The organism is Pseudomonas sp. K8, assembly GCF_014889455.1.
Taxonomy (GTDB): Bacteria; Pseudomonadota; Gammaproteobacteria; order Pseudomonadales; family Pseudomonadaceae; genus Aquipseudomonas; species Aquipseudomonas veronii.
In genome coordinates this window covers 1-22,211 of the sequence record NZ_VJWO01000029.1, presented here as the reverse complement: position 1 = coordinate 22,211, position 22,211 = coordinate 1, and the positions used below count along the sequence as shown (strand labels likewise).

Annotated in this window: 16 protein-coding genes and 5 pseudogenes; 11 read left to right on the top strand and 10 right to left on the bottom strand. The window is 56.1% G+C overall.

The window, feature by feature from the left end; all coding sequences use genetic code 11:
* Positions 1-169: 169 nt before the first annotated feature.
* The 4 genes and pseudogenes from INT12_RS19055 to INT12_RS19040 all read left to right on the top strand — a co-directional run bounded on the left by INT12_RS19055 (position 170) and on the right by INT12_RS19040 (position 4,037).
* Complete coding sequence (locus INT12_RS19055; RefSeq protein WP_193040022.1) at positions 170-379, top strand: co-regulatory protein PtrA N-terminal domain-containing protein; 210 nt, start codon at positions 170-172, stop codon at positions 377-379.
* Between the two features lie 72 nt (positions 380-451).
* Positions 452-1,255, top strand: coding sequence for a glycosyltransferase (locus INT12_RS19050; protein ID WP_193040033.1), 804 nt, complete (start codon positions 452-454; stop codon positions 1,253-1,255).
* 422 nt (positions 1,256-1,677) lie between these two features.
* Positions 1,678-2,223, top strand: a complete 546-nt coding sequence (locus INT12_RS19045) for an arsinothricin resistance N-acetyltransferase ArsN1 family B (RefSeq protein ID WP_193040021.1) — start codon at positions 1,678-1,680, stop codon at positions 2,221-2,223.
* Between the two features lie 578 nt (positions 2,224-2,801).
* Positions 2,802-4,037, top strand: a pseudogene (locus INT12_RS19040) (tyrosine-type recombinase/integrase).
* 353 nt (positions 4,038-4,390) lie between these two features.
* Here the strand turns inward: INT12_RS19040 and INT12_RS19035 are convergent.
* The 4 genes from INT12_RS19035 to INT12_RS19020 all read right to left on the bottom strand — a co-directional run bounded on the left by INT12_RS19035 (position 4,391) and on the right by INT12_RS19020 (position 8,818).
* Positions 4,391-5,608 carry an MFS transporter gene (locus INT12_RS19035; protein ID WP_104903980.1) on the bottom strand — a complete coding sequence of 406 codons (1,218 nt, stop codon included), beginning with the start codon at positions 5,606-5,608 and terminating at the stop codon, positions 4,391-4,393.
* Between the two features lie 22 nt (positions 5,609-5,630).
* Positions 5,631-5,831 (bottom strand): NAD(P)-dependent oxidoreductase, encoded by a 201-nt coding sequence (locus INT12_RS31340; protein ID WP_186357366.1) that lies wholly within the window; start codon positions 5,829-5,831, stop codon positions 5,631-5,633.
* A 117-nt stretch (positions 5,832-5,948) separates the two neighbouring features.
* On the bottom strand, positions 5,949-6,644 hold the full coding sequence (locus INT12_RS19025; protein ID WP_232925466.1) for a TetR/AcrR family transcriptional regulator: 696 nt from the start codon (positions 6,642-6,644) through the stop codon (positions 5,949-5,951).
* Positions 6,645-7,261: 617 nt separating this feature from the next.
* Positions 7,262-8,818 carry a methyl-accepting chemotaxis protein gene (locus tag INT12_RS19020; protein ID WP_193040020.1) on the bottom strand — a complete coding sequence of 519 codons (1,557 nt, stop codon included), beginning with the start codon at positions 8,816-8,818 and terminating at the stop codon, positions 7,262-7,264.
* 1,015 nt (positions 8,819-9,833) lie between these two features.
* Here INT12_RS19020 and INT12_RS19015 point away from each other — a divergent pair.
* A pseudogene (locus tag INT12_RS19015) lies at positions 9,834-9,971 on the top strand (transposase domain-containing protein); the annotation flags it as partial.
* Positions 9,972-10,014: 43 nt separating this feature from the next.
* On the opposite strand, the pseudogene INT12_RS19010 reads toward INT12_RS19015, so the two are convergent.
* Positions 10,015-10,458, bottom strand: a pseudogene (locus tag INT12_RS19010) (LysR family transcriptional regulator); the annotation flags it as partial.
* Between the two features lie 91 nt (positions 10,459-10,549).
* Between INT12_RS19010 and INT12_RS19005 the strand changes: the two are divergent.
* The gene (locus INT12_RS19005) at positions 10,550-11,521 is read left to right on the top strand and encodes a DMT family transporter (RefSeq protein ID WP_104903983.1); all 972 of its coding nucleotides are present in this window, start codon (positions 10,550-10,552) and stop codon (positions 11,519-11,521) included.
* 66 nt (positions 11,522-11,587) lie between these two features.
* Positions 11,588-11,818 (top strand): annotated as a pseudogene (locus INT12_RS19000) (Arm DNA-binding domain-containing protein); the annotation flags it as partial.
* A gap of 66 nt (positions 11,819-11,884) precedes the next feature.
* Here the strand turns inward: INT12_RS19000 and INT12_RS18995 are convergent.
* Together INT12_RS18995 and INT12_RS18990 are read right to left on the bottom strand one after the other, a co-directional pair.
* On the bottom strand, positions 11,885-12,658 hold the full coding sequence (locus INT12_RS18995; protein ID WP_017844455.1) for an SDR family oxidoreductase: 774 nt from the start codon (positions 12,656-12,658) through the stop codon (positions 11,885-11,887).
* 16 nt (positions 12,659-12,674) lie between these two features.
* Positions 12,675-13,412 (bottom strand): sulfite exporter TauE/SafE family protein, encoded by a 738-nt coding sequence (locus INT12_RS18990; RefSeq protein ID WP_017844456.1) that lies wholly within the window; start codon positions 13,410-13,412, stop codon positions 12,675-12,677.
* Between the two features lie 202 nt (positions 13,413-13,614).
* Here INT12_RS18990 and INT12_RS18985 point away from each other — a divergent pair, with 202 nt between their 5' ends.
* A complete protein-coding gene (locus tag INT12_RS18985; protein ID WP_193040019.1) occupies positions 13,615-14,925 on the top strand; it encodes an aminotransferase class III-fold pyridoxal phosphate-dependent enzyme in 1,311 nt (436 codons plus the stop codon).
* 81 nt (positions 14,926-15,006) lie between these two features.
* On the opposite strand, the gene INT12_RS18980 is transcribed toward INT12_RS18985, so the two are convergent.
* Positions 15,007-16,518, bottom strand: coding sequence for a PLP-dependent aminotransferase family protein (locus tag INT12_RS18980; protein ID WP_017844458.1), 1,512 nt, complete (start codon positions 16,516-16,518; stop codon positions 15,007-15,009).
* A gap of 180 nt (positions 16,519-16,698) precedes the next feature.
* Here INT12_RS18980 and tauA point away from each other — a divergent pair, with 180 nt between their 5' ends.
* The 3 genes from tauA (at position 16,699) to INT12_RS18965 (ending at position 19,483) form a co-directional block, all read left to right on the top strand.
* Positions 16,699-17,706 (top strand): taurine ABC transporter substrate-binding protein, encoded by a 1,008-nt coding sequence (gene tauA, locus INT12_RS18975; protein WP_017844459.1) that lies wholly within the window; start codon positions 16,699-16,701, stop codon positions 17,704-17,706.
* A 71-nt stretch (positions 17,707-17,777) separates the two neighbouring features.
* Entirely contained in the window at positions 17,778-18,617 is an 840-nt protein-coding gene (locus INT12_RS18970; protein ID WP_017844460.1) for a taurine ABC transporter ATP-binding protein, read from the top strand.
* Positions 18,618-18,649: 32 nt separating this feature from the next.
* Positions 18,650-19,483 carry an ABC transporter permease subunit gene (locus tag INT12_RS18965; RefSeq protein WP_032804179.1) on the top strand — a complete coding sequence of 278 codons (834 nt, stop codon included), beginning with the start codon at positions 18,650-18,652 and terminating at the stop codon, positions 19,481-19,483.
* A 370-nt stretch (positions 19,484-19,853) separates the two neighbouring features.
* Here INT12_RS18965 and INT12_RS18955 read toward each other — a convergent pair.
* A pseudogene (locus INT12_RS18955) lies at positions 19,854-20,885 on the bottom strand (IS4 family transposase); the annotation flags it as partial.
* Positions 20,886-21,083: 198 nt separating this feature from the next.
* Positions 21,084-21,704: a hypothetical protein gene (locus tag INT12_RS18950; protein WP_193040016.1), complete on the bottom strand. Its 621-nt coding sequence runs from the start codon at positions 21,702-21,704 to the stop codon at positions 21,084-21,086.
* Between the last annotated feature and the right edge of the window lie 507 nt (positions 21,705-22,211).

Sequence of the window (22,211 nt, the reverse complement as noted above, 5' to 3'; positions counted from 1 at the left end):
CAAAACTTCCCGTCGTATTTATCTCCCCCTAGCCCTCAAAAAATCCAGCTTCGCCGCCAACCTGTCGAGAAATTCATTTTGCGGAGAACTGGGCGAAAGGCCGTGAGCGTCAAGATGAGTTCAAGCCAACAAACAATGTGTTGGCTCAACTCACTACTGGAAAACACTCATGAACAGCCTTAAAGCCCTTTTGATCGTGACCTTGATGACCGCTTCCGTCGCCGCAATGGCAGAAGGCGGTGGCGATACCGTGATGGACAAAATGGAAGCGGCAAGGGCAACCGCCATGGCCTCGTTTCAACAGTCAGAGTCTGCCACGGCTGCAGCCACTGCCAGCAACCAGAACGCCTCCACCAGTGACGCCTCGCGTTCGAACTGACCGTGTGAACGTCCGTCACCGTTAAGAACGGTGTTGCGCGATATCGGTGAAATCATCGAGGTACCACAAACTATGACTCGTCCAATTCCAGCGACCGCCAACTACAGCATTGTGTTGGTTAACTACAAAACACTTGATCTGACCAAAACCTGTCTGATGCTTCTGCAGGAGGCTCTGCGAGGGACAAATGTTCCGGTGATTGTGGTGGATAACCACTCTGACGATGCAAGCAGCGAGTACTTGCGCTCGCTGGACTGGATTGAGCTGATCGAACGCAAGCACACCGACTCCGAAGCCGGAAACATTGCCCATGGCCGTGCTCTGGATCTCGCTTTGGCGCAGGTTGAAACCGACTATCTGTTTCTGTTGCATACCGATACCTTCATTTACGATCCGGCAGTGTTCACCATGATGCTCGACCAATGCACGGGGCAACGCGACGTGGCTGCCGTCGGATGCTTGGAGCAATTGGATCGAGGGAGCGTTCGCTCGGCCTGGCGCCTGGCCTCACGCTTTTGCAAGCACTACGCCCGACGGAGTTTGCTGGCACTCGGCGTTCAGGCGAGAGCGCCCAAGCCGTATCGAGAAGTCCACCTGAAGAGCTTTTGCACATTGTGGAATGTGGCGTTCATCAAGCAACACGGCTTTCACTTTCAAATGGATGAGCGTAATCCGGGTTATGAACTGCAAGATCGAATGACTGCCTTGGGCTATCAGGTGCGTTCTATTTCACCGCGAAAGATGTTCCGTTACCTGGATCACATTCAAAGCGGCACCGTTTCGGCTATGGGCGGTTACGCGCGCAATCACCGCAGGGTCCGGATGTACGAGCAGATTACCCAAGGCAAAAAATCTGAAGGTCTGGTGAATGGGTAAAACCGCATGAAAACATTTTGAACTTTGGCGGCATCTTGCACTGTTGCCTAGGCGTAGTCCTGTCTACCGACTTGCCCGACCCGCCAAATCCATATCCGACAGATAGCGGTCACCACCAACGTTTTCGATCGTTTGAAATCATCGCATCCGTCATACGTGAATTGAACATGTTCTCTTACTGAGACGCCATCTTCAGAACTTATCTGCTGCTGTGAACCTCACACATCCAAAACGTATTAAGGGCGGCTCGCACTTACCTCAAGCTCCCTATACAGTGATCGAAGCTCACTTTGATTCGCGAATGTGGTGAAGCTTTTCAAGATGGTGATATACGAAGCTAACGCGACATCCTGGAGGGACGGTGCCTGTATGGTTCATCATCCATCAGCCACGGCTCTATAAGGGGAGCGACGAGGAAAGACATGACTTACAAAGTGAGAGTTGCTACACCCACTGATGCCTCCGATATCCAGGCCATCTATGCTCCGATGGTTTTGGACACCGTCATCTCGTTTGAGCTGGCACCACCGACCATCGACGAGATGGCGGAGCGAATTGCAGTAACAATGCGGACGTACCCCTATCTGGTAGCAGAGATGAGCGGCAAGGTCGTTGGATACGCTTATGCAAGCCAGCATCGAGCCAGGGAAGCTTATCGTTGGTCGGTAGATGTCACCGTCTATATCGATCCAGCCGTACACCGAATAGGGATTGGCCGTGCACTTTATCAGCGGCTTTTGCCACTCCTTGAAAAACAGGGATTTCATGCGGCCTATGCAGGTATCGCCTTACCCAACGCCGGAAGTATAGGTATCCACGAATCACTCGGGTTCACGCATATTGGCACTTACCCTGAGGTCGGATTCAAGCATGGCCAATGGCATAGCGTGGGTTATTGGCGCAAACCACTGTGTGCTGTGACACCGCCAAAGGAGATCACCCCGTTCAGCGAAGTGCAATGCGAGTAGAAACACAGGTTGCCGACGGCTGTCGCCAACACCAAGGTCATTAAGACTTTTAGACCAAGCCCCTGAACATAGGATGGCTCCGCATTCCTATGTTCAGGGGCTCACATTAAAAACGATGAGCGGCTAATCACTCCATCAACACCACCCGCAAACCAGATTTTCCAGCCTATCTGGCTAGTAATGCCACTCCAAGGCTATGTATGGCATATTTTTTAGTAGACCAGTCAGAGGTCTGGAACGTCGTTTTGTCGAGATGGACGACATCATGCCAAGCTCAGATATCAGGGGAGCATCCGTTGAGATGCCCGACAGCATGTATGCCTATGTGTATGCCTAACTGATTTAGCAGTTAAAAAGCATAACAAATACATTAGCTTAGGCTTATGGTTCAAATGACTGTGTACCACCAAGTACCGATCCATAGACGTCTACAGCAGTCTATGAATCACCTCAAGAAGCCCGCCTCGTGCGGGCTTTCTTGTTTCTGGCTGTCTCTCCTTGTATCCCCCCTATACCGTCCTCCGTGTATCCTCTGTGCTTCCTCGACAAATAATTGAACCGAGGGGATACGAGCCCAAATGAAGCGCTCCGAGATAGAACGCCCCCCCTTTCCGACACCGCATTGGCCGGCCTGGAGCCTGATGCCAACGAGTATCGCGAGCTGGACGGGAGCGGCCTTTATTTCCGCGTGAAGCCTGATGGCCAAAAGCCCTGGCAGCTAGCCTGACGGCAAATAGTCATGGCTTGGGCTTGGGCTTGGCGGTTACCCCGAGGTGAGCAGATCAGTCGCCAGGCAGAAAGCTGCCGAGTTACGCACCGACGGCGCCGACGGCAAAAAACCGATCGTTACCAAGCAAGTCCGCAAGAAAGTAGAAAGGGATATCGCCGGCGAGACATTCGAGCCACTGGCGAGAGAATGGTACGCCTCGCGTCTCACCAACTGGGATGCGGGCACCGCCAAGCGAATCATCGGCGCCCTGGAACGTCACGTCTTCCCGGTGTTCGGCAAACGCCCCTATGCCGATATCACTCCGCTTGAGTGGATGGAGTTTCTGCGCGGCATGGAGCGGCAGGGAATCCTTGAGCAAATGAGCCGAGTGCGCTCGTACTGCCGAGACGCCTACGACTTGGCCAGGGTAACCGGCCGGGCCACCCATAACCCGCTCGAGGGGCTGCAAAAATATCTCCAGTCCGGCAAGGCCGAGAACTACGCCCACGTCTCACCCGATGAACTTCCCGGCCTGATCCGAGCCATCGCAGCCTATCCACACGCCCACGACGTGCGCCTCGGCCTGCGGCTGCTGAGCCTGTTCGCCGTGCGTCCAAGCGAGCTACGCGAAGCTCAGTGGTCTGAGTTCGACTTTGCCAAGAAGGTTTGGACGATCCCCGTCGAGCGCAAAGGCCGCAAGAAAGGACTTGAGCACCTGGTGCCGCTTTCGTCGCAAGCGATCGAGGCGCTGGAGGAACTACGCCAGTACACCGGCAGCTATCCCCTTCTATTCCCTGGCCGCAGCGACCACACCAAACCACGCAGTGACACCGTGTTTCTGATGGCGCTGCGCCGTATGGGATATGAAGGCCGGCAAACCGGTCACGGCTTCCGGCATATCGCGTCGACAGTGCTCAACGAGAACGGGTTCGACGAGAACCACGTCGAGGCCCAGCTATCGCACAAAAAACCTGGCGTTGCTGGCGTCTACAACAAGGCCCAGTACCTCCCACAGCGCACGGTGATGATGCAATGGTATGCGAACTACCTCGACGGTCTTGCCGGTGGCATCGTTATCCAGGGCGACTTTGGCAAGCGAGCCTGACTGGGTGCTTCCCACTGACTTCTAGACAGATATAGACTCAAAGCCATCACTGTCCAGATAGCCGTTAGTACGATGCGCTCGATGACAGGTGTTCGACCTAAAAAAGGTTAAGTTTTGTTAAGTCGCTGGCGCTGACCAGATTGGGCGGTAGCCACTCTGGTATCCACGGTTTGGCGTTGATCTACGCCGGATACCAGGGTGGTGACCAGGCGCGATGACCAACATCAGTGACCACTTGGGGCTGGTCACAACCACCAGGATGCCCAATTTGCGAAATAACCCCATGGAAGGCCTACATCAGCGCTAAGTCGCGCTAGGTGTTCATCGAGGTCCTTTCCATGGGATGTCCTCGATCAAGAAGCAGCGATGCGATGGCCTGGCCGGAAGCCATGTGCCCCAGCCGACCAGACCACCGACAAACCCAGCAGCGCCAACACCACCAATGCCCAAGGGAAAGAGGCAGGCCCGAGACGCTCCAGCAGGACACCGCCCACCGCACCGCCGCCGGCCACTGCTAGGTTGAAGGCTGTCACCAACATGGATTGCGCCACATCGGCCCCATCGCCCGCCGTATCAGCCAGCGCGGTCTGCAGCAATGTTGGTGCGCCGCCAAAGGTCAGCCCCCATGTCGCAACGCCCAGTAGCACGACCAGTGCCGAGCCGCCCGAGAAACCCAACGTCAGCGCCGCTACGGTGAACACGGCCAGACTCAGCAGGGTCAGTGCGCGTAGCCATCGGTCCACCAGCACACCGGTGATCCAGATTCCCATAATGGAGGCTGCGCCAAACAACAGCAGCACGGCGTCCACCCGATGCCCCAGCCCCACCGAGGCCAGGAAGGGAGCGATGTAGGTGTAGAGAATGTTGTGCGCCAATATCCAAACAAACAGCGCTAGCAGTATCGGGCGGATGCCGGGCATCAGGAAGATGCGTCGAATCGGCACGCGTTGTCTGGCGGATTGTCCTGCAAAGTCCGGCACCGCCAGACGCACCCAGACAAACAGCAGCAGTGACAGCGCCGACATGATCCAGAACACACCTCGCCAATCGAACAAGGTGCCCAACCACGTTCCCAACGGCACGCCGATGGCCAAGGCAATGGGCTGGCCAACGCCCGCAACTGCCAGTGCGCGTCCCTGCTGGCGGTGGGGAACCATCCGCCGCGCATAGCCGGCCAGCAGCCCCCATATCACGCCGGCCGCCATACCAGCGACGAAGCGCGCTACCAAAATTAGCCCATAGTGGGCGGACAAGGCCGTGACGGAATTGAAGATCAGCAGACCGCCGATGGCCAGCAGTAGCAACGGCCTACGGTTCCAACTGCGTGTGGCGGCGATGATCGGGATTGCGGCCAGTACTGACCCCAGCGCATAGAGGGTCACCAATTGGCCCGCCAAGGCTTCGGAGACGCCCAGGCCTTGGCTGATCTGTGGCAACAGGCCGGCCGGCATGGTCTCGGTCATGATGGCAAGGAAACCCGCCATCGTGAACGCCAGTAGCTTCCAGACAGGTAGCCCTCCAACGATTGCTTCAGGTACCGACGCGGGTGTCTTGTGATTTCGGATGTTCATACGGTGTTCGTCCTTATGTATGTCAGGCGAGATAGGGCGCCGCCATGTCCTTTGCACCGCGCTCAGCTTCCAGTTCATGCTCGAAGCGCCAAAGACCGGCCTGGGCCGCGGTGCGGTTCCAGGCATGCACGGCCCCCCCCCGCTTACGCAGATTGCGCGCGACGGGAGCGCCGATCAGGCCGGTACGGAGGAAAGCGATGGTGGTTTTTGGGTCAGTGCTCACGTGAACTCCTTTTGATAGTGGATGAAAACTCTCTAAATGGAATGATCATTCCAATTTAGACCAAAAAAAACCCAACATCCTTGCGCACCTCGATGCGCAAGGACGGCGGGCGGGTGGTTATAGCGTATCGAGCGCTACGTCGATCACATCCAGCAGACACTGGCGACGCTGCCGCGCGGGACTGCCTTTACTCAGTACCCGCATGCCCTGCATGGTGCTGACGAAGAAACGGGCCAGCGCGCGCGGATTCTTCTCGACAGCAACCTCGCCTGATTGCTGTCCCCGGACGATCAGCTTCTCCAGCGCTTTCTGCAGGCGCTGGAAGTTGTCGGCCACCAGTTCGGCCACCGACTCGTCATGGCCTGCCAGCTCCAGCGTCGCATTGGCAACCAGGCAGCCGCGCCGCTGCGGATCGCCCAGTTCGTCCTCCACAATGCGCATCAGAAGCTGCCGGATCACATCTTTTGTCGAGCCGGGGCTGGCCATCAGCTCCACATTGGCCGTAGTTATGGCCTGGTAGCGGCGCAACGCCTGCTGATAGAGCCCCTGCTTGCTCTCGAACGTGCTGTAGAGACTGCTGCGCGACAGCCCCGTGCCTTCGACCAGATCCTGCACCGAGGTCGCGGCATAGCCACGCGCCCAAAAAACGCGCATGGCAGCATCGGCGATTTCGTCTGGTTCAAATTCCTTGGTACGCATGGCAATCCATCTAATTGGAATGATCGTTCCTAATAATTTACGGTGTGCCTTCTGGAGCGTCAACAACAATCGGATCGTCACCATCCCGTCGCGCAGTGGAAACTGCTGGCGCATGAAAGCCCCATACCTCACATCGAGAGGGGACGAATGCCGCATATCTGCGTGTTTTCGCGCAGTGCTTCGCGCACGCCCATCGCGCACTTGGCCTTTGCGCGAAGCCCTCCCCCGCCAAGGTTTAACGCACCCTTCACGCAGCATATTCACGCACTGGGCCGCGTGATGCCCGGGCCGGCATGTAGGCTCCCCAGCGCCAGCGACGGCTCGCCACCGGACTGCGCAGTACTGCGCAAATTGCGCAAATTGCGCACAGCAAGTACGCAGATCAGTACGCACGGTTGGTACGCATTCGGGTGCGTACTGGCAGCAGGTTCGCACTGAGGTTCGCACTTCTGGTTCGCACCCTCTTATGTGAACCTGGTGCGAACCATGCCGCCAGCCTGTTATCAAAAGTTATGGTAGCCAGGCGATGGTCTCCACTGTGGTTTCCACCAAAATCAGGTGTTTTGACTGGCAACCTGGCCGTTGGCTAAACAAACATCACGGATGTTTTATGTAAAGCGCTACACCAAGCGGTGAAGCGCTACATGTAATCCCCCCCGCAATGCAATGCTCGCGAAGCTTCAATCTATTCCTATGCTGGCTCGCTGATTGGGGAGCGCTTTAAATCAGCCCTATAATCGAAAGCGCTTAACCAAATCGTCAAGTTCATGACCTAAGCGTGCCAACTCGATACTTGAGGCGGCTGTCTCATCACTAGCGCCAGCGGTTTGTTCAGAGATATCACGCACGTTCAGCACGCTACGGTTGATCTCTTCAGCCACTGCGCTTTGCTGCTCAGCAGCTGAGGCAATCTGTTGATTCATCAACTGGATTGTAGACACCGTGCGGGTGATATTTTCCAGAGATGCTCCGGCACGACGAGTTAACTCAACACTGCTATCAGTCAATATACGACTGCTCTCCAGAACGGCGGATACCTCTAGAGTGCCGCTTTGCAAGCTGGAGATTAGTTTTTCAATTTCTTCGGTGGATTGCTGGGTACGCTGCGCCAGGCTACGAACTTCATCGGCAACTACCGCAAAACCTCGTCCAGCTTCACCCGCTCGCGCTGCCTCAATGGCGGCATTGAGAGCGAGTAGGTTGGTTTGTTGTGCAACCGCTTTAATAACATCGAGCACGCCGCCGATTTTGTCGCTTTCCTCTCTGAGATTACTCATAGCCACGGTGGAGTTGCCGACTTCGATAGCCAGGCGTTCGATTTGAGCCACGGCCTCACCAACAACTTTGTCTCCCTCTTGAGCTTGCCGATCTGCGGCGGCCGCGGCGTCAGACGCTTCTTCAGCATTACGCGCTACCTCTTGCACGGTGGAAGTCATTTCGTTCATGGCAGTAGCAACTTGATCGGTTTCGACTTTCTGGCTATTCACACCCGCACTGGTCTGCTCAGTGACGGCTGACAACTCTTCGGCAGCACTAGCGATCTGAATGACACTAGCGCCGATACCGCCAATCAGTTCGCGCAAGCTGGTGGTCATCTTTTGCAGGCTTCTCTGCAATTGCCCCAACTCATCGCGACGGTTGACCTCCAGATCCTGACTCAAATCGCCTGAGGCAATACGATCGACGTCCTTGAGGACATGCTGCAACGGTGTAACGATTTGCCGGGTAATAATCCAGGCCGCGACGGCGCCGAGCAGCAACGCCAGCGCAGCGATACTCGCAAGCAGGGTTTTAGCAAAAGAAGAATCGGCCTCGCGCTTGGCGGATTGCGACGCTATCAACTGCTGCGCAGTATTGAGCAAGATTTCACCTTGCTCACTCATTCGGGCAAACACTGGAGTCAGGTCGGCTCCCGCTTGGCTTAAAGCAGGCTGGGCATCGCGGTACGCATTAACTGCAGCTATCTGCTGGTCAATCAGCGCAAAATCGCTGGGAGAGGTCAGATGAGTACGCGCAGTGTTCAAATGCACAGTTAGCTTCTCAAGCGTCTGAAGGATCAACTGGGCGCCATCTCCCTTGCGGTTGAGCTCTATCTGCAAACGATGAACGCGCAAGTCCTTGGTCATCTCGGCGACGCGAGCAATACTCTCAATCTTGAGGCCCCGCTCATCAAGACTATTGATTGCTATCCAGCCAGTGAGAGCGAGCAGAGAAGTTAGCGCCAACACTAGGCCGAAGCCAAAACCGAGTTTCGTACCTATACGGATATTGCTGATCCAGTCGAACATACATGCTCCAAGCAGCAGATTGCGTTTACCTACGGATACCTATCGGCTAGCTCGCCGCTAGGCTGAGCAACAGAATATTGCGGGATGTGTCACGAGGCTCAGAGGCTCATTCCCCTATCTGATCGCCAACGCCAGTTTGCGAAACAAACCCCATGAATGACCCACCGCCAGCGATTTGAATGTCAGATTTCTGCGTGTTGAAATCGACACTCAGTGTACGATCCATAGATGTCTACAGCAGTCTATGAATCACCTCAAGAAGCCCGCCTCGTGCGGGCTTTCTTGTTTCTGGCTGTTCAGCTCCCACCGTGTATGCCCACGTGAATGCTTCATAAATAATTGAACTGAAGGCATACAAGGATGAAACGCGCCGATATCAAGCGACGCCCTCTCGCTGACACGACACTTTCCAGCCTGGAACCTGAGGCTGGGGCATACCGCGGACTAGACTGAGATCGAACAATATCCACTCTAGTACCCACCGTAGAAGGTCACTACGCGCTTTCCAACTAATGCCCAACTCAAAAATCGAAGACGCTCAGATTATTTTTTCCTTGCTAAAGCAAACTTCAACGACCTTTTTAGAAAGGCCGTTTAGCCGCCTTTACTGAATGACCTTCCCCGTCTGCGAGAGTACTCGGTAAGCCGCTGATACTGGGTTTCATGAGTCAGCAAAGGGCTTGTCTGCGCTATCGCATTGAGACATTGCTGCAACTCACGGGGGAGCCCACGGCTGATCATCAATGATTGCGTTTAGAAGTCGCAAGGCATCAATAGGAAAGCTGTTGCATAACCCTGACTCATGCAATTGATGCACTACGTAGTGCGGATGTTCTATCGGGAGCAACCAATCCTATACAGCCAAAAACGCACTCGAAAACTCAGGGCCCGCAGCAATACTTAATCTAACCAAAGACTCGGCTATTCCACTGGTTGCGAACTCTCGGTTTTTCGGCCAGATATGCTGCCAGAATGGCTGAACTCGATTCTTCCAGTAATCCTCGCGTTGATCAGCAATCCGTATGCTCATTTGAAGGACGTCCTCACGCGCCTGCCGACGCAGCGGGCGAGTGAAATTTCCGAGTTGCTACCGCATAGGTGGCAACCGGTAGTCGAATCGGTCGCGTTTCGATCAGGGAACTCGTGCGTCTAATCTATCGCTTCTAACAGTTCAATCCTGAGCCACTCTATCAGTGGAGAGCAACGTCAAAATGACCACCGAACTCCGTCAACGGTTGGGTAGTGGTAACGACTTGAATTTCGATATCCGGATGGCGTTGGTGGAAGCGAGAAAGGCGCGGCATTAGCCAGTAAAACGCTTCACAAAGCTGGGAGAGCAATACGACCTGATGCCTGCGGGCCGCGCCTCGCAAGCTCTCAGCGACAGAACTTATTTGATTTAACGCGGCATTCACGACAAGCCCAAGCTGCCGTCCTTCTGGCGTTAAAAAGACCGCACGATTGCGCCTGTCGAAGAGTGCTACACCAAGATCCTCTTCCAGCCCACGAATCTGACGGCTTACCGCTGCTTGAGTGATATGAAGTTCGTCAGCTGCTCGTGAAAAACTCTCCAGACGGGCGGCCGCTTCAAAAGGCAACAAACTAGCGAGAGGAGGAAGTGACTTACCGAGTAAATTCATAACCATGGATTATGCATTGAGGGCTGAGAACTCGTTTGTAGCATACATCCGGAAACGTTCAAACTTGCGATTACCAGCCTTGGAGTCGCCTATGAACACATCAGCTCATCCTTTTGCCCTCGGCGTATTTTTTGCGGTATTTGCAACATTATGCTGGGGGTCGAATTTTATCGTTCCGTATGTCACAGGGAACTACAGCATATTTGACTTTCTGGCAGTTAAATTCATGATCGTTGGAGTAATCGGTGTCGTTTGGATGTTCGTCGACCGCACCAGTGTTCGAGAGTTGACACTTCCTATGCGGACGGTGGCGCTGACGCTGGGAGCCATAGGCTATCTAGGGTACAGCGTCTGCATTGCATGCGGTGTTAAGATCAGCGGCCCCGTCCTGACGCCAGCATTCATTGCGGTGGTGCCAGTGATGCTGGCTCTGCTTGGAAATGCGCAAAACAAGATATTGGCGTGGCGAAAACTGGCATTGCCTTTATCCATGCTGGTGTTCGGCCTGCTGCTCATCAATGTTATGGCTAATGACACCCCGCTCGCCTCGCAAGGCACCGCCGTGTTCGGGGTGCTTTTTTCTGTTTGTGCCGTGGCGTTTTGGTTGGCGTTCAGTGTGCTGAACCAAAAAGGCCTGAGCAAAATCCCAGCACATTCCACCAGCGCGTGGACCGGACTCATGATGGTCGGGAGCGCGCTGGGTATGCTTCTGGTAATGCCCTTGGGGTATGCGTTTAACCTTTTTGAAATGCCCTCTCAGGGCGCTAACTTTGCCAATGCTGGAGGCCTTTATGTGTGGGCATTTCTAATTGCAATTTTGTCGTCCGTATTGGGGGCATGGGCGTGGAACAAAGCGTCTCGGTATTTACCCATGGTGCTTTCGGGGCAACTAATTGCTCTCGAATCCCTTTTCGCGACCCTATTCGGATTGCTTTTTGAACAACGTTTACCAACGCTGTATGAAGCCCTAGGTATGACGGCAGTGTTAACAGGCGCAATGCTGGCCATCCGAATGATCTTCGCATCTCACGAGATGGGGCGAGATAAGCTAACGGCGTCTTAAGCCAACCACGGGCATACAACCCAAATGTGTTAGACGTCCAATTGGTGGGCATCCTGATCTGCCCGCATCCTTCACATCGTATATGCTCCCCTCTCCGATACCACACTGGCCAACCTGGCTCCTGAAGCAAGGGCATACCGTGGGTTAGACAGCTCAGACCTGTGTTTCAGAATAAAGCCTAACGGGCAGAAATCGTGGGAGTTGCGCTATAAGAAGCCCGACGGCAAATGGTCGTGGCTCGGGCTTGGCGGTTGTCCAGAAGTCAGCGGCGCCCTTGCCCGGCAAAAGACTGCCGAATGAAGATCGGATGCAGCAGAAGGCAAGAATCCGATAACCGCCGCACTTAGCTTCGTTGATCCATATTTACACACCATTGGCTGAGCCCCGTGTGATCGCAAAGTTGTTCCAAGATTGGGTGATAGGCATCAATTCCAGGCTATTGATGTTGATGTGGGCAGGCTGGTTGAAGACCCAGAAGATCGTCTCTGCGATATCCGTTGGCTGGATCGGATTGGCTCCCGCATAAACCGCATCGTATTTCGACTGATCACCCGAGAAGCGCACCAGAGAGAATTCGCTCTCGCATAGACCCGGCTCGAGGTTGGTCACGCGGACGCCGGTGCCTTGCAGATCGCAACGCAAGCTGAGCGAGAACTGACGGACAAACGCCTTGCTGGCGCCGTATACGTGGCTGCCGGGATACGGCCAGTTGCCGGCGATTGAACCCAGATTGACGATGCTGGCACCCGCGCCATGGGCAATCAACCGTGGTAGCAGCAGACGGGTCGTGTACATCAGGCCTTTTATGTTGGTATCGACCATGGTGTCCCAATCGTCCAGGTTACAGTCCTGCGCTGGCGAGGTGCCGAGCGCCAATCCAGCGTTGTTGATCAGTCCGCGAAGCGTGCTGAACCTGGGGGGTAGACTAAGAATGGCTTCTTGCATGGCCAGTCGGTCACGCACATCCACCACCAGCGGCAACACGTCAGTCTGCGCCGAGAGTTCATCCGCCAATGAGTGCAGACGCTCCTCGCGGCGACCGGTCAGAATCAGCGACCAGCCTGCTGCGGCAAATCGTCGAGCACACGCTTCGCCGAAACCGGACGTGGCACCAGTGATAAAGAGTGTCGGGGTCATCAGGACTTCCTTCGATTCAGGACCATGCATGACCGAGCAAGCCGAAGCCTGCCAGCGCCAGCAACAGCCATTGAGTAAAACGCGCCGCCGTTTCGGCACGTATGTAGATGAACAACTGTTGACCGATCCACAACCCCACCAGCAAGGCAGGCACCAGGTACAGAGCATGAGTCAATGTCTGATTCGGGATCGCTCCGGCCAGTCCCAGCCCCGAAATCGCCACCAGGTCCACGACAAAAAAGAACAGAATCAGGGTGGCACGCAATGCCAGGGCCTTCAGCCCAACATGACTGAGCCAGGCAACAACCAGCGGGCCGCCGATAGAAAATGCCGCGATCAAGGCGCCGCTACTGGCGCCAACCACCCAGCCGCCCACTTGCCCTTTGCCCATCGGCAGCGTGACCCGCACCAGTCCGAGCAACGCCAGTAGCCCGATGAGCAAATAGACGCCGATGGTCAACCCGTCGCTGTTCATCCCAGTCAGCAACCAGATGCCGCAGGGCACACCGCAAGCGGCGGCCATCAACAGGCGCTTGAGTTGTGGGTAATCGGTTTGTGGCAAGGCCCCGCGCAAGAGCATCAGGCTCGACAAGACTTCTAGACACAGCACCAGCGGTACAGCCTGATTCAGAGGGCCGAGCATTGCCAGACCAACGACCGCGATGGCGGCAAAGCCGAATCCGGTCAGGCCGCGAATAATCGCCGCAACCAGTACACACAGGGCGCTCAGGACAAAACTCAGTTCAGGACTCACTGTCGGCCTCCCTAATAGTAGGGTGCCACTCTATTCAAGCGCCGGGACTCACTTTAGATCCAGACAGCTATTTTTATGGAGCCAGAACGTTGGGCAAAACCTGGCTCCATAGAATCCCCCATCTGGCTCTAAGGCTCGAAGAGGTGCATGGCTAGGCTGATGACCATCGACCTTTACCGTGTCCACCTTCAGGAATGAACCCATGACAACGAACCTTGATCATCAATGGATGCCTTTCACCGACAATCGTGAGTTTCAGCGTGCTCCACAGCTGTTTGTTCGGGCTAAGGGACTGAGCTACTGGACCGCTGACGGACGCGAACTGCTGGACGGCAGTTCAGGCCTGTTTTGCAGCGCTGCGGGCCACGGACGTTCGGAAATCGCCGAGGCCGTGTCGAGGCAATTGATGACCCTGGACTTCACCCCTCATTTTCAGCGCGGTTCGCCGCTTTCGTTCGAACTGGCCGAGCGACTGAGCGAATTGCTGCCTGAAGGTCTGAACAAGCTGTTCTTCACCAACTCCGGTTCCGAGTCAGTGGACAGCGCGATGAAGATTGCCCTGGCCTATCATCGCGCTCGCGGAGAGGGGCAGCGCACACGTTTTGTGTCGCGTGAGTGGGCGTATCACGGCGTCAACTTTGGTGGCGTGGCGCTGTCCGGAATGATGCGTAACCGGCAGACCTTCGCGGCAGGCGGACTGCCTCACGTCAGCCACATGCGCCACACCTGGCAGCAAGAACAGCGTTTTCAACTGGGCGAGCCGAACAGCGACACTGACCTGGCCAGCGATCTGGAACGGATCATCGCCACCCACGGAGCCGACAGCATCGCGGCCTGTTTCGTCGAGCCGATTGCCGGCTCCATTGGCGTTTACGTGCCACCCGCCGGTTACCTGAAGCGTCTGCGGGACATCTGCGACACGCATGGCATTCTGCTGGTGTTCGACGAGGTCATTACGGGAATCGGTCGAACGGGTAAGGCGTTCGCCGCGCAGAGCTTCAACGTGAAGCCCGATATCATCACTATGGCCAAGGCGCTGACCAACGGGGCGGTTCCAATGGGGGCGGTGGCGGTGGATCAGGCAATCTTCGACACCGTCGTCGGCGCCAGCAAAGGCGCTGGGCCAGAATTTTTCCACGGTTACACTTACTCGGGACATCCCGTGGCGTGTGCGGCAGCGCTGGCTTCGCTGGACATCTACCGCGATGAAGGCCTGTTCGCCAAGGGCGAGAAGCTGTCGCCATACTTCCTTGAGTGTGTGAGTGGGTTGCGCGGTCTGCCGCAGGTCAGCGACCTCCGTGGTTACGGCTTGCTCAGCGGTATTCAACTGACGCCGGGAGAAACACCGGGAGCGAAAGGAAACCGTGTGCAGCGAGCCTTGTATGAAGCAGGTCTGCACGTAAAAACCACCGGGGACGCGATCATCTTCGCCCCGGCATTGGTGGCTGAGCGCCAGCATGTGGATGCCATGATCGATATCCTCAAGACCACGCTGGGTCAGGAAAATCTATAACGCCTGATCGAGCACTCAACTCTGCGTAACGGCCAAAGGCGGCGATCCGTTTGACGGACAATCGCAGCCTTTCGGCGGCATCTACATACTCGTGGCAGGCTCAGCCTGCAACTGGCCTTGCATCTCTCGCCAAGCCTCTCCCAGGGCAACAATCCCCGGCTCGATCAGCTCCTCTGCGATCGCCCCAAACCCTAGCCTGAAATGGTATTGCGGGCGCTCACTGCCCAGAAAATGAATATCTCCCGGTTCGATCAATACACCACGCTTGGCCACCAATCGTTGCAACCTCCATGCATCCAGTTCCGGTGTGCCGGTCACCCATAGAGACGAGCCACCGGCCATTCCGCTGGTGTGGCAATCCGGTAAATGCTTGGCCAATGCACGGCTGATCAACCGCCATTTACGGGCCAATCGGTCACGCTGGCGGCGAGCATGGGCGTCGTAGTGCCCCATCGACAGAAACAGCGCCAGCGTGCGCTGATTGTTGGAGGGGGGATGACGATAGATATAACGCCGCAACGCCCGCAACTCATGAATCAGTTCGGGATCTGCCGCAATAAATCCCAGACGCAGCCCAGGCAGCAAGTTTTTGGTCAGGCTACCAAGGTAGATCACACGACCGCTGTCATCGAAACTCTTCAACGCCGGATGGTTGCTTCCCAAGTAGTTCTGCTCGCTTTCGTAATCGTCTTCGATCACCAGGAAATCCCGCTCTCGGGCGCTGGCCAGCAATTCCATACGGCGATACACCGGCATTGTCACGCCCGTGGGCGATTGATGGCTGGGCGTGCAAAACAACATGTCACAGCCATCGAGTTGCTTGTCCACCACCAGACCTTGGCCGTCGATGCGCAAGGGCCTTAAGTCACAACCACTCAAGCCGAAAATATTGCGAGCGTCGACGTAGCCCGGATCTTCCAGGCCCATGATCAGCCCCGGTCGCCCCAGCAACTGCGCGAGCATGTACAGCGAATTTTGTGTGCCAATGGTCACCAGAATCTCTTCCGGTCCGGCTTTTATTCCGCGTTTGGGCAACACACGCGCGATGATCTGTTCCACTAACAACGGATCATCCAGCGTCACCTGATCGTCGACCCAGCAACGCATGTGCGCCCCCATGGCCGCGATGCGCGCGCAGTCACGCCAACGCACCGCAGTTTGCTCATCGGCTTCAACCTGCCCATAGATAAAAGGGTAACGGTACTCACGCCAATTGCGTGGTTTGATGATCGCGCGCATCTGCGCCGATTCGGTTTGCATTCGGCGCCCCCAGTCCGGCGCATGATCCGGCCGGTCGAAGAGTTTTTGACTGGAAGCACGCAAACTGACGTTCAGTTGCTGATGCAGGAATTTTTCGTTGATAAAGTAACCCCGCCGGTCGGATGGGATCAGGTAACCGTCCTGCACCAAGTGCTCGTAAACGAGAACCACGGTGTTGCGAGATATCTTCAGAAGTTCGCTGAGCTTGCGCGATGACGGCATTGCCTCGCTGGGCGGCATCGCGCCGTCAAGGATCGCGTTGAGAAGCCGCTCGCGCAATTGTTCCTGCAAGCCCCGCCCCGCTTCGAACGGATGTAAATAACGCTCCAACATGGTCCGGACTCCCGCATCGCCGCCCCCTTATGACGCACCGAAAATGCTATAGGCCTTATCCCATGACGGGCTGAAACCCGCTGGCACTAAAGGCTGTAGCAACTGGATCTAAAGCAAGTTTCGAGCCGGCACTAAGATCGCATGGACTTCAAACCTGTCGTCCCACTCTGGAGTTCCACCATGCTTAAACCTCTGCATAAATGGATTCGCCACTCACTCCTGTTGCCGCTGACTATCGGCCTCGCTGCCACCGCTCATGCCCAAACTGTGACCATCGGCGTGCAGAGCATGTTTGCGCCGTGGAAAAACGCTATAGCCGAGAAAGAATTCGAGAAAGCCACCGGCTGGGATATCCAGTGGCGCAACTTCGATAGCGGCGGCGATGTGATGCTGGCGATGGCCTCAGGTGACGTGCAGATCGGCGTGGCCGGCAGCAGCCCGATCGCCGCAGCGGTCAGCCGTGGCGTCGATGCGCAGTTGTTCTGGATTCTCGACAACATCGCCAGCGCTGAAGCGCTGGTAGTGCGTAATGGCAGTGGCATCGTCGCGCCGCAGGACCTGGCGGGTAAAACCTTGGCGGTACCCTTCGTGTCCACGACGCATTTTCATGCCTTGTTTGCCCTTGAGCAGTTCGGCCTAACCGGTAAGGTCAAGGTCATCAACCTGCAACCCTCGGACATTCCGGCGGCGTGGGAGCGTGGCGACATCGACGCAGCCTTCATCTGGGACCCGGCGCTGGGTCGTTTGAAACAAAGTGGTCACGTATTACTGACCTCGGGCGATCTGACCAACTGGGGCAAAGCCACCTTCGACGGCATTGTTGTCGACAAAAAATTCGCGGCCAAAAACAAGGACGGTATGACCTCGTTCACCAAAGTGCTGCAGTCCAGCACTGGCGATTACGTAAAGGCGCCGGATACCTGGACCGCCAGCTCGCCGCAAGTGATCAATATCGCCAAACAGTCTGGCGCCAAGCCAGACGAAGTTCCGCCGGTGCTGGCGCTGTATCAGTTTCCGCTGGCGTCCGAACAGGCCAGCAACAAGTGGCTGGGCAACGGCAAAGACGGCGGAGCAGCCAAGGCGCTGGCAGCAACGGCGGAGTTCCTCAAGGCGCAGAAAAAAGTGTCGGCCGTACTGCCGGACTACAGCGTCGCCATCACTCCCGACTTCGTTCAAGCCGCCGAGTAATCCGGAGCAAAACCTGCACGGGCGGATCAGTCAGTGATCGCCCGATGCCGAACCCGATATGAGGAACCATCATGACCCTGAGCCTCAAGATCCACGATGTCTCGGTGCTCTATCCTGGGCAGCAGAAAGGCCAACAGGTCAGCGCCCTGGCCGGCGTTAACCTAGACATTGCCGCCGGCGACTTTGTCGTTGCGCTAGGCGCATCAGGCTGTGGCAAAACCACGCTGCTGAATTTGATGGCGGGGTTCATCCAGCCCAGCAGCGGCCTGATCACGCTGGGCGACTTTCAAGGGCAAGTGCCAGAAAAATTCGGCAGAGGTGCAGAGTTGCGCGATCAGGTCTGCGGCCCCGGCGCCGAGCGTGGGGTGGTGTTCCAGAAGCATGCGTTGCTTCCATGGCTCAACGTACTCGACAACGTTGCCTTTGGCCTGAAGTTGCGTGGCATGTCCAAGACCGAACGTGAACAGCGGGCCATGTATTTTCTTGAGCTGACCGGGCTGGCAGATTTTAGCGGACACGCGATCTATCAGCTGTCAGGAGGCATGCAACAACGGGTCGGAATCGCTCGTGCGCTGACCAACGATCCACAAATGTTGCTGCTTGACGAGCCGCTGGGCGCACTCGACGCGCTGACGCGCGAGCGCTTACAGGAGTTGATTCTCGACATCTGGCACAGCACGCAAAAAATGATGTTTTTCATCACGCACGATGTCGAGGAAGCTCTGTTCATGGCGACCCGCCTGATCATTATGTCGCCGCGTCCCGGCCGTATCACCCACGAATTCCCGGTGGACTTCGGCAAGCGATTTCTCGCCTGTCGCGATGCTCGATCAGTCAAGTCCAGCCCTGACTTCATTGCGCTGCGCGAGCAGATCCTGAGCATAATTCATGGTGATGAGGTGGCCGCATGAGCCTGTTCGACGAAAAACAACGCCGCGCAGTCATGCACACCTGGAGCGAGCTGCGTCGCGCGGCACCTGCCCGGCCTGGCGAGCAATACGGCGCGCCTGGTAACGGCTCGAGCCTGACATTGAGCCTAGCGACCCTCTGCGTGGTGTTCGGCACATGGTACGTCGCCACCAACGGAGGCTGGATCAAACCGTTGTTTTTACCTTCGCCACAGGCGGTGTGGGCGCAATTGGTGGATGTATTCCAGGAAGGTTTTGCCGATGCCACTTTGCTCACGCACATTGGCTGGAGCGCCTTGCGGGTGTTTGGTGCGTTTGTGCTGGCGGTGCTGACCGCCATTCCGGTCGGCATCCTGATGGGCGTCAATCGCGTGGCTCGCGGCATCTTCGATCCGCTGGTTGAGTTTTATCGTCCACTGCCGCCGCTGGCTTATCTGCCATTGGTGGTGATCTGGATGGGCATCGGTGAAGGCTCGAAAATTTTACTGATCTATCTCGCCATGTTCGCTCCGCTGGCGCTGAGTGCGCGGGCCGGTGTGAAGTCTGTGGCCATCGAACAGATTCACGCCGCGTATTCCATGGGGGCGAGCCGCGCTCAGGTACTCAAGCATGTGATTATGCCGGCGGCACTGCCTGAAGTGTTAACGGGAATGCGCATCGCCATCGGCTTTGGATGGACCACTCTGGTTGCCGCTGAAATGGTTGCCGCCACCGCCGGCTTGGGATTTATGGTGCTGACAGCTTCCAAGTTCATGGCCACCGACGTGGTGATCATGGGCATTCTGGTAATTGGAGCCATGGCACTGCTGTTCGACCTAGGCATGCGCTGGCTGGAACGCAAGCTGGTACCGTGGAAAGGCAAGGTTTAGTCGTTGGGGGCAGGCCAATGAGCGACCAGTTTCGGATTTTATGAAAAATCGGATCGTGCTGCGGGGGCTCATTCAGGCCAGCCATATGACAGGAGAAACAAGAGATAACATCGACGGGTAATTCCTTGCCTGCCGATCGTGTCGTGTCGCTATCCGGCGGAACTGCTTCAACTTCAGGAGAAAGCGCACCACCAGGTTGCGGGCCTTGTACAGATGTCGATCAAGGCTACGCGGGTTCAGGGCTCCAGTATGGTCAGCGTCTGCTACAACCGCAGCACCGCAGGCCAGATAGGGGCGCTACTTTTTCAACAGCATCGGCCAGACGCCGACGTTTAGAAAACAGATCCGTCCCTGAGGGATCCCCACAAATCTACTCCAGGCTCTGCGCCTGATGGCGCACCTCATCACGCAGGGCTTTCTCCAACACTTCCAAGCCTTCTCGCCCACCAAAATCTGTACAACTGCGCCAATATTCCATGCCTAGCCGCCACAATGAAAGTACACGTTTCACCTTGAGGCTGTTGCTTTGATAGCGTCGTTCCAAATCACGTTCTCGCGCCTGAAGCCCGGTTAAAAAGAGGAGATAGTTGGCCAGTGCAGCAATCAACAGCAGCACCTCTATTCGCTTTGGGCACCTGCTTCGATGCAGATTCAAACCCAGCCCCAAGTGCTCACTTTTCACATCTCGGAAGCCTTCTTCGATCTGCATACGCCGCTTATAAATGGCCACGATTTTTGCTGAATTCCACTCGCTTTGCTTCAGATTGCTTGCCAGCAACCACGGCTCTCGCTCACGACTGGCGGACTGCCGGCTGAGCTTGCTTTTGGCGATTGATCCAGTGACTCGTTGATGTTTACGGCCCTTGGCAGAGTGGCGAACGCAGTACAAATCAATGAAGTGAGGCGCGCTGCGGGTCATCTCAACTCGACCCAGCGACTTGGGCGAAGAGGTGGCCAGAGCATACAAATTCTTCACGGGTAACCACTCACTTTCTTCGCGACGATAAAGCTCACGGTTACGTATGCGCGCCACGTAATACCAACCTTGCGCGGCTACTGCCTTCATCCATGGCCGCCGGAAGCCTGCATCAGTTACCAAGATTGGGATACAGCCATCAGGCAGCAATTGAGCCAGCGTTTTAATCAGGCGACTTTGATACCTGGGGCAACCTTCCCGCTCATGAACACATTCATAAATAGGAAACGAACGACCTGCCAGCGGGATTGCGGCTCTCAACAAAAAAGCGCAACCAGGGGCATCAATTCGAGACCAATCGACCAAGATCAGCGGATGCTTCAACGAGCCCAGCAACGCTCGTAGCGACCCTGTAAAGAGCCAGTTCTTGCGACCCAACGCCCAGGGTCGGATCTGGTTCCCGCACCAATTATTGTTAATGGGTAGCGCTGCTGTCGACTTGGGGACATCAAACGCTTGAGCGGATGCTAAAAGCCCTGTACTGACTGTTTCAAGGTGTGCCTCTTCAAGGGCGGCTGTCGCGAGCCGAGCCGCCGGGGCGTCTCGGCCCTTCGGGCATTCATCCTTCACACCTACGGGCTTCGGCATGCGCGTACCGCTTGCGAGGGAACGCACCACTCCTCGTTAATCTGTAACCTGCGGGCAAGGGTTAAAAACCTCGGTTACGTCGAGTGTTGTATGCCACGGGACGGCAGTGCCTGACACCATTCCGCCTACGGTTTGCTGTCGACCCGACTTGCGCACATATCCGCCATCCGTCCCAGTGAAGACGTGCTGCCCTGGCTTCGTCAGATAATCAAAGAAACTGACTTTCACAGGCGCATTCATTTGCCCACCCGGCGTAATGACGGCGAGCATGATCGCTCGGTCTTTGGTGAATACAACGAACGGTTCGACTCCAGTGCGACCACCAACTGTCTTCACGCACTGCACTTGTTCTGGGAGGATGCGTGCGGTTTCAGTGTAGGTGTGGTTGTTGTAGAGGCTGAGGATCAGGCCTTTGCTGGTCAACACTCCCAGGCCTTGAGTGGCTCTGCAGCTGCCTTCGCTTCCATATGGGAACAAGCACCAGTTCGTTTCCGACACGGCTTGAATATCCGATGGTGCAATTTTCAGATCGCGCTGGATTTGGACTTTTGATTCCGGCGTGTCGTAAGGGATCATCACGCATCCACCGACTGTCACTGCTGCGATGAGGCCTATGGCCGCAGCTACGTTTTGAACTGATGATTTGAAGATGTTCATTGTTCGCTCTCCTTGCTGTATTACCACCACTGGAAGGCTGTGGCGATTTTGGTAGCGAACCTTACGGCATGGGCGGCAAGCAGTCATCCTCGTGCTGATAGCTGGATCGGTAGATGACTTGACTGGACGCTTACATTACGGTGGCAGAATCGACGCACAACTGCCGGTCAGGACAGGCGGGACTCGGCCAGAAGCGGACGTCAGAGTCGTTCAGAAAAATGTGCCCCCTTTAGCGTTCCTGGCAAGTTTTCATTCGCGAAGAAAACTATCGAAAGACAGTTTGCTGCCCGTACTTGACTGTAACTGATCCATAAACCCCACCTATCCAAACAGACGGCGCCTGAGGTGGGGAGGAATCAAATCATGCTGGCGCGGAGACGATTCTCGGCACAGTTACTTCATTTTTTCGGCCTGATATCCACCACCATCCCCGCCTGTACGTTTTTGATCGGTGACAGTAAGTGCGGCGAAATATTCCAGCGCTGGCCGGTGTCGGTTACCACTGTG

Bases quoted from the DNA above. Each gene is read 5' to 3' on its own strand.
- INT12_RS19050 (WP_193040033.1), top strand. From the start codon at position 452: ATGACTCGTCCAATTCCAGCGACCGCCAACTACAGCATTGTGTTGGTT.
- INT12_RS19025 (WP_232925466.1), bottom strand. From the start codon at position 6,644: ATGCGCCAGCAGTTTCCACTGCGCGACGGGATGGTGACGATCCGATTG.
- INT12_RS19045 (WP_193040021.1), top strand. From the start codon at position 1,678: ATGACTTACAAAGTGAGAGTTGCTACACCCACTGATGCCTCCGATATC.
- INT12_RS18985 (WP_193040019.1), top strand. From the start codon at position 13,615: ATGACAACGAACCTTGATCATCAATGGATGCCTTTCACCGACAATCGT.
- INT12_RS19005 (WP_104903983.1), top strand. From the start codon at position 10,550: ATGAACACATCAGCTCATCCTTTTGCCCTCGGCGTATTTTTTGCGGTA.
- INT12_RS18970 (WP_017844460.1), top strand. From the start codon at position 17,778: ATGACCCTGAGCCTCAAGATCCACGATGTCTCGGTGCTCTATCCTGGG.
- INT12_RS19055 (WP_193040022.1), top strand. From the start codon at position 170: ATGAACAGCCTTAAAGCCCTTTTGATCGTGACCTTGATGACCGCTTCC.
- tauA (WP_017844459.1), top strand. From the start codon at position 16,699: ATGCTTAAACCTCTGCATAAATGGATTCGCCACTCACTCCTGTTGCCG.
- INT12_RS19020 (WP_193040020.1), bottom strand. From the start codon at position 8,818: ATGTTCGACTGGATCAGCAATATCCGTATAGGTACGAAACTCGGTTTT.
- INT12_RS18950 (WP_193040016.1), bottom strand. From the start codon at position 21,704: ATGAACATCTTCAAATCATCAGTTCAAAACGTAGCTGCGGCCATAGGC.
- INT12_RS18995 (WP_017844455.1), bottom strand. From the start codon at position 12,658: ATGACCCCGACACTCTTTATCACTGGTGCCACGTCCGGTTTCGGCGAA.
- INT12_RS18965 (WP_032804179.1), top strand. From the start codon at position 18,650: ATGCACACCTGGAGCGAGCTGCGTCGCGCGGCACCTGCCCGGCCTGGC.
- INT12_RS18980 (WP_017844458.1), bottom strand. From the start codon at position 16,518: ATGTTGGAGCGTTATTTACATCCGTTCGAAGCGGGGCGGGGCTTGCAG.
- INT12_RS19035 (WP_104903980.1), bottom strand. From the start codon at position 5,608: ATGAACATCCGAAATCACAAGACACCCGCGTCGGTACCTGAAGCAATC.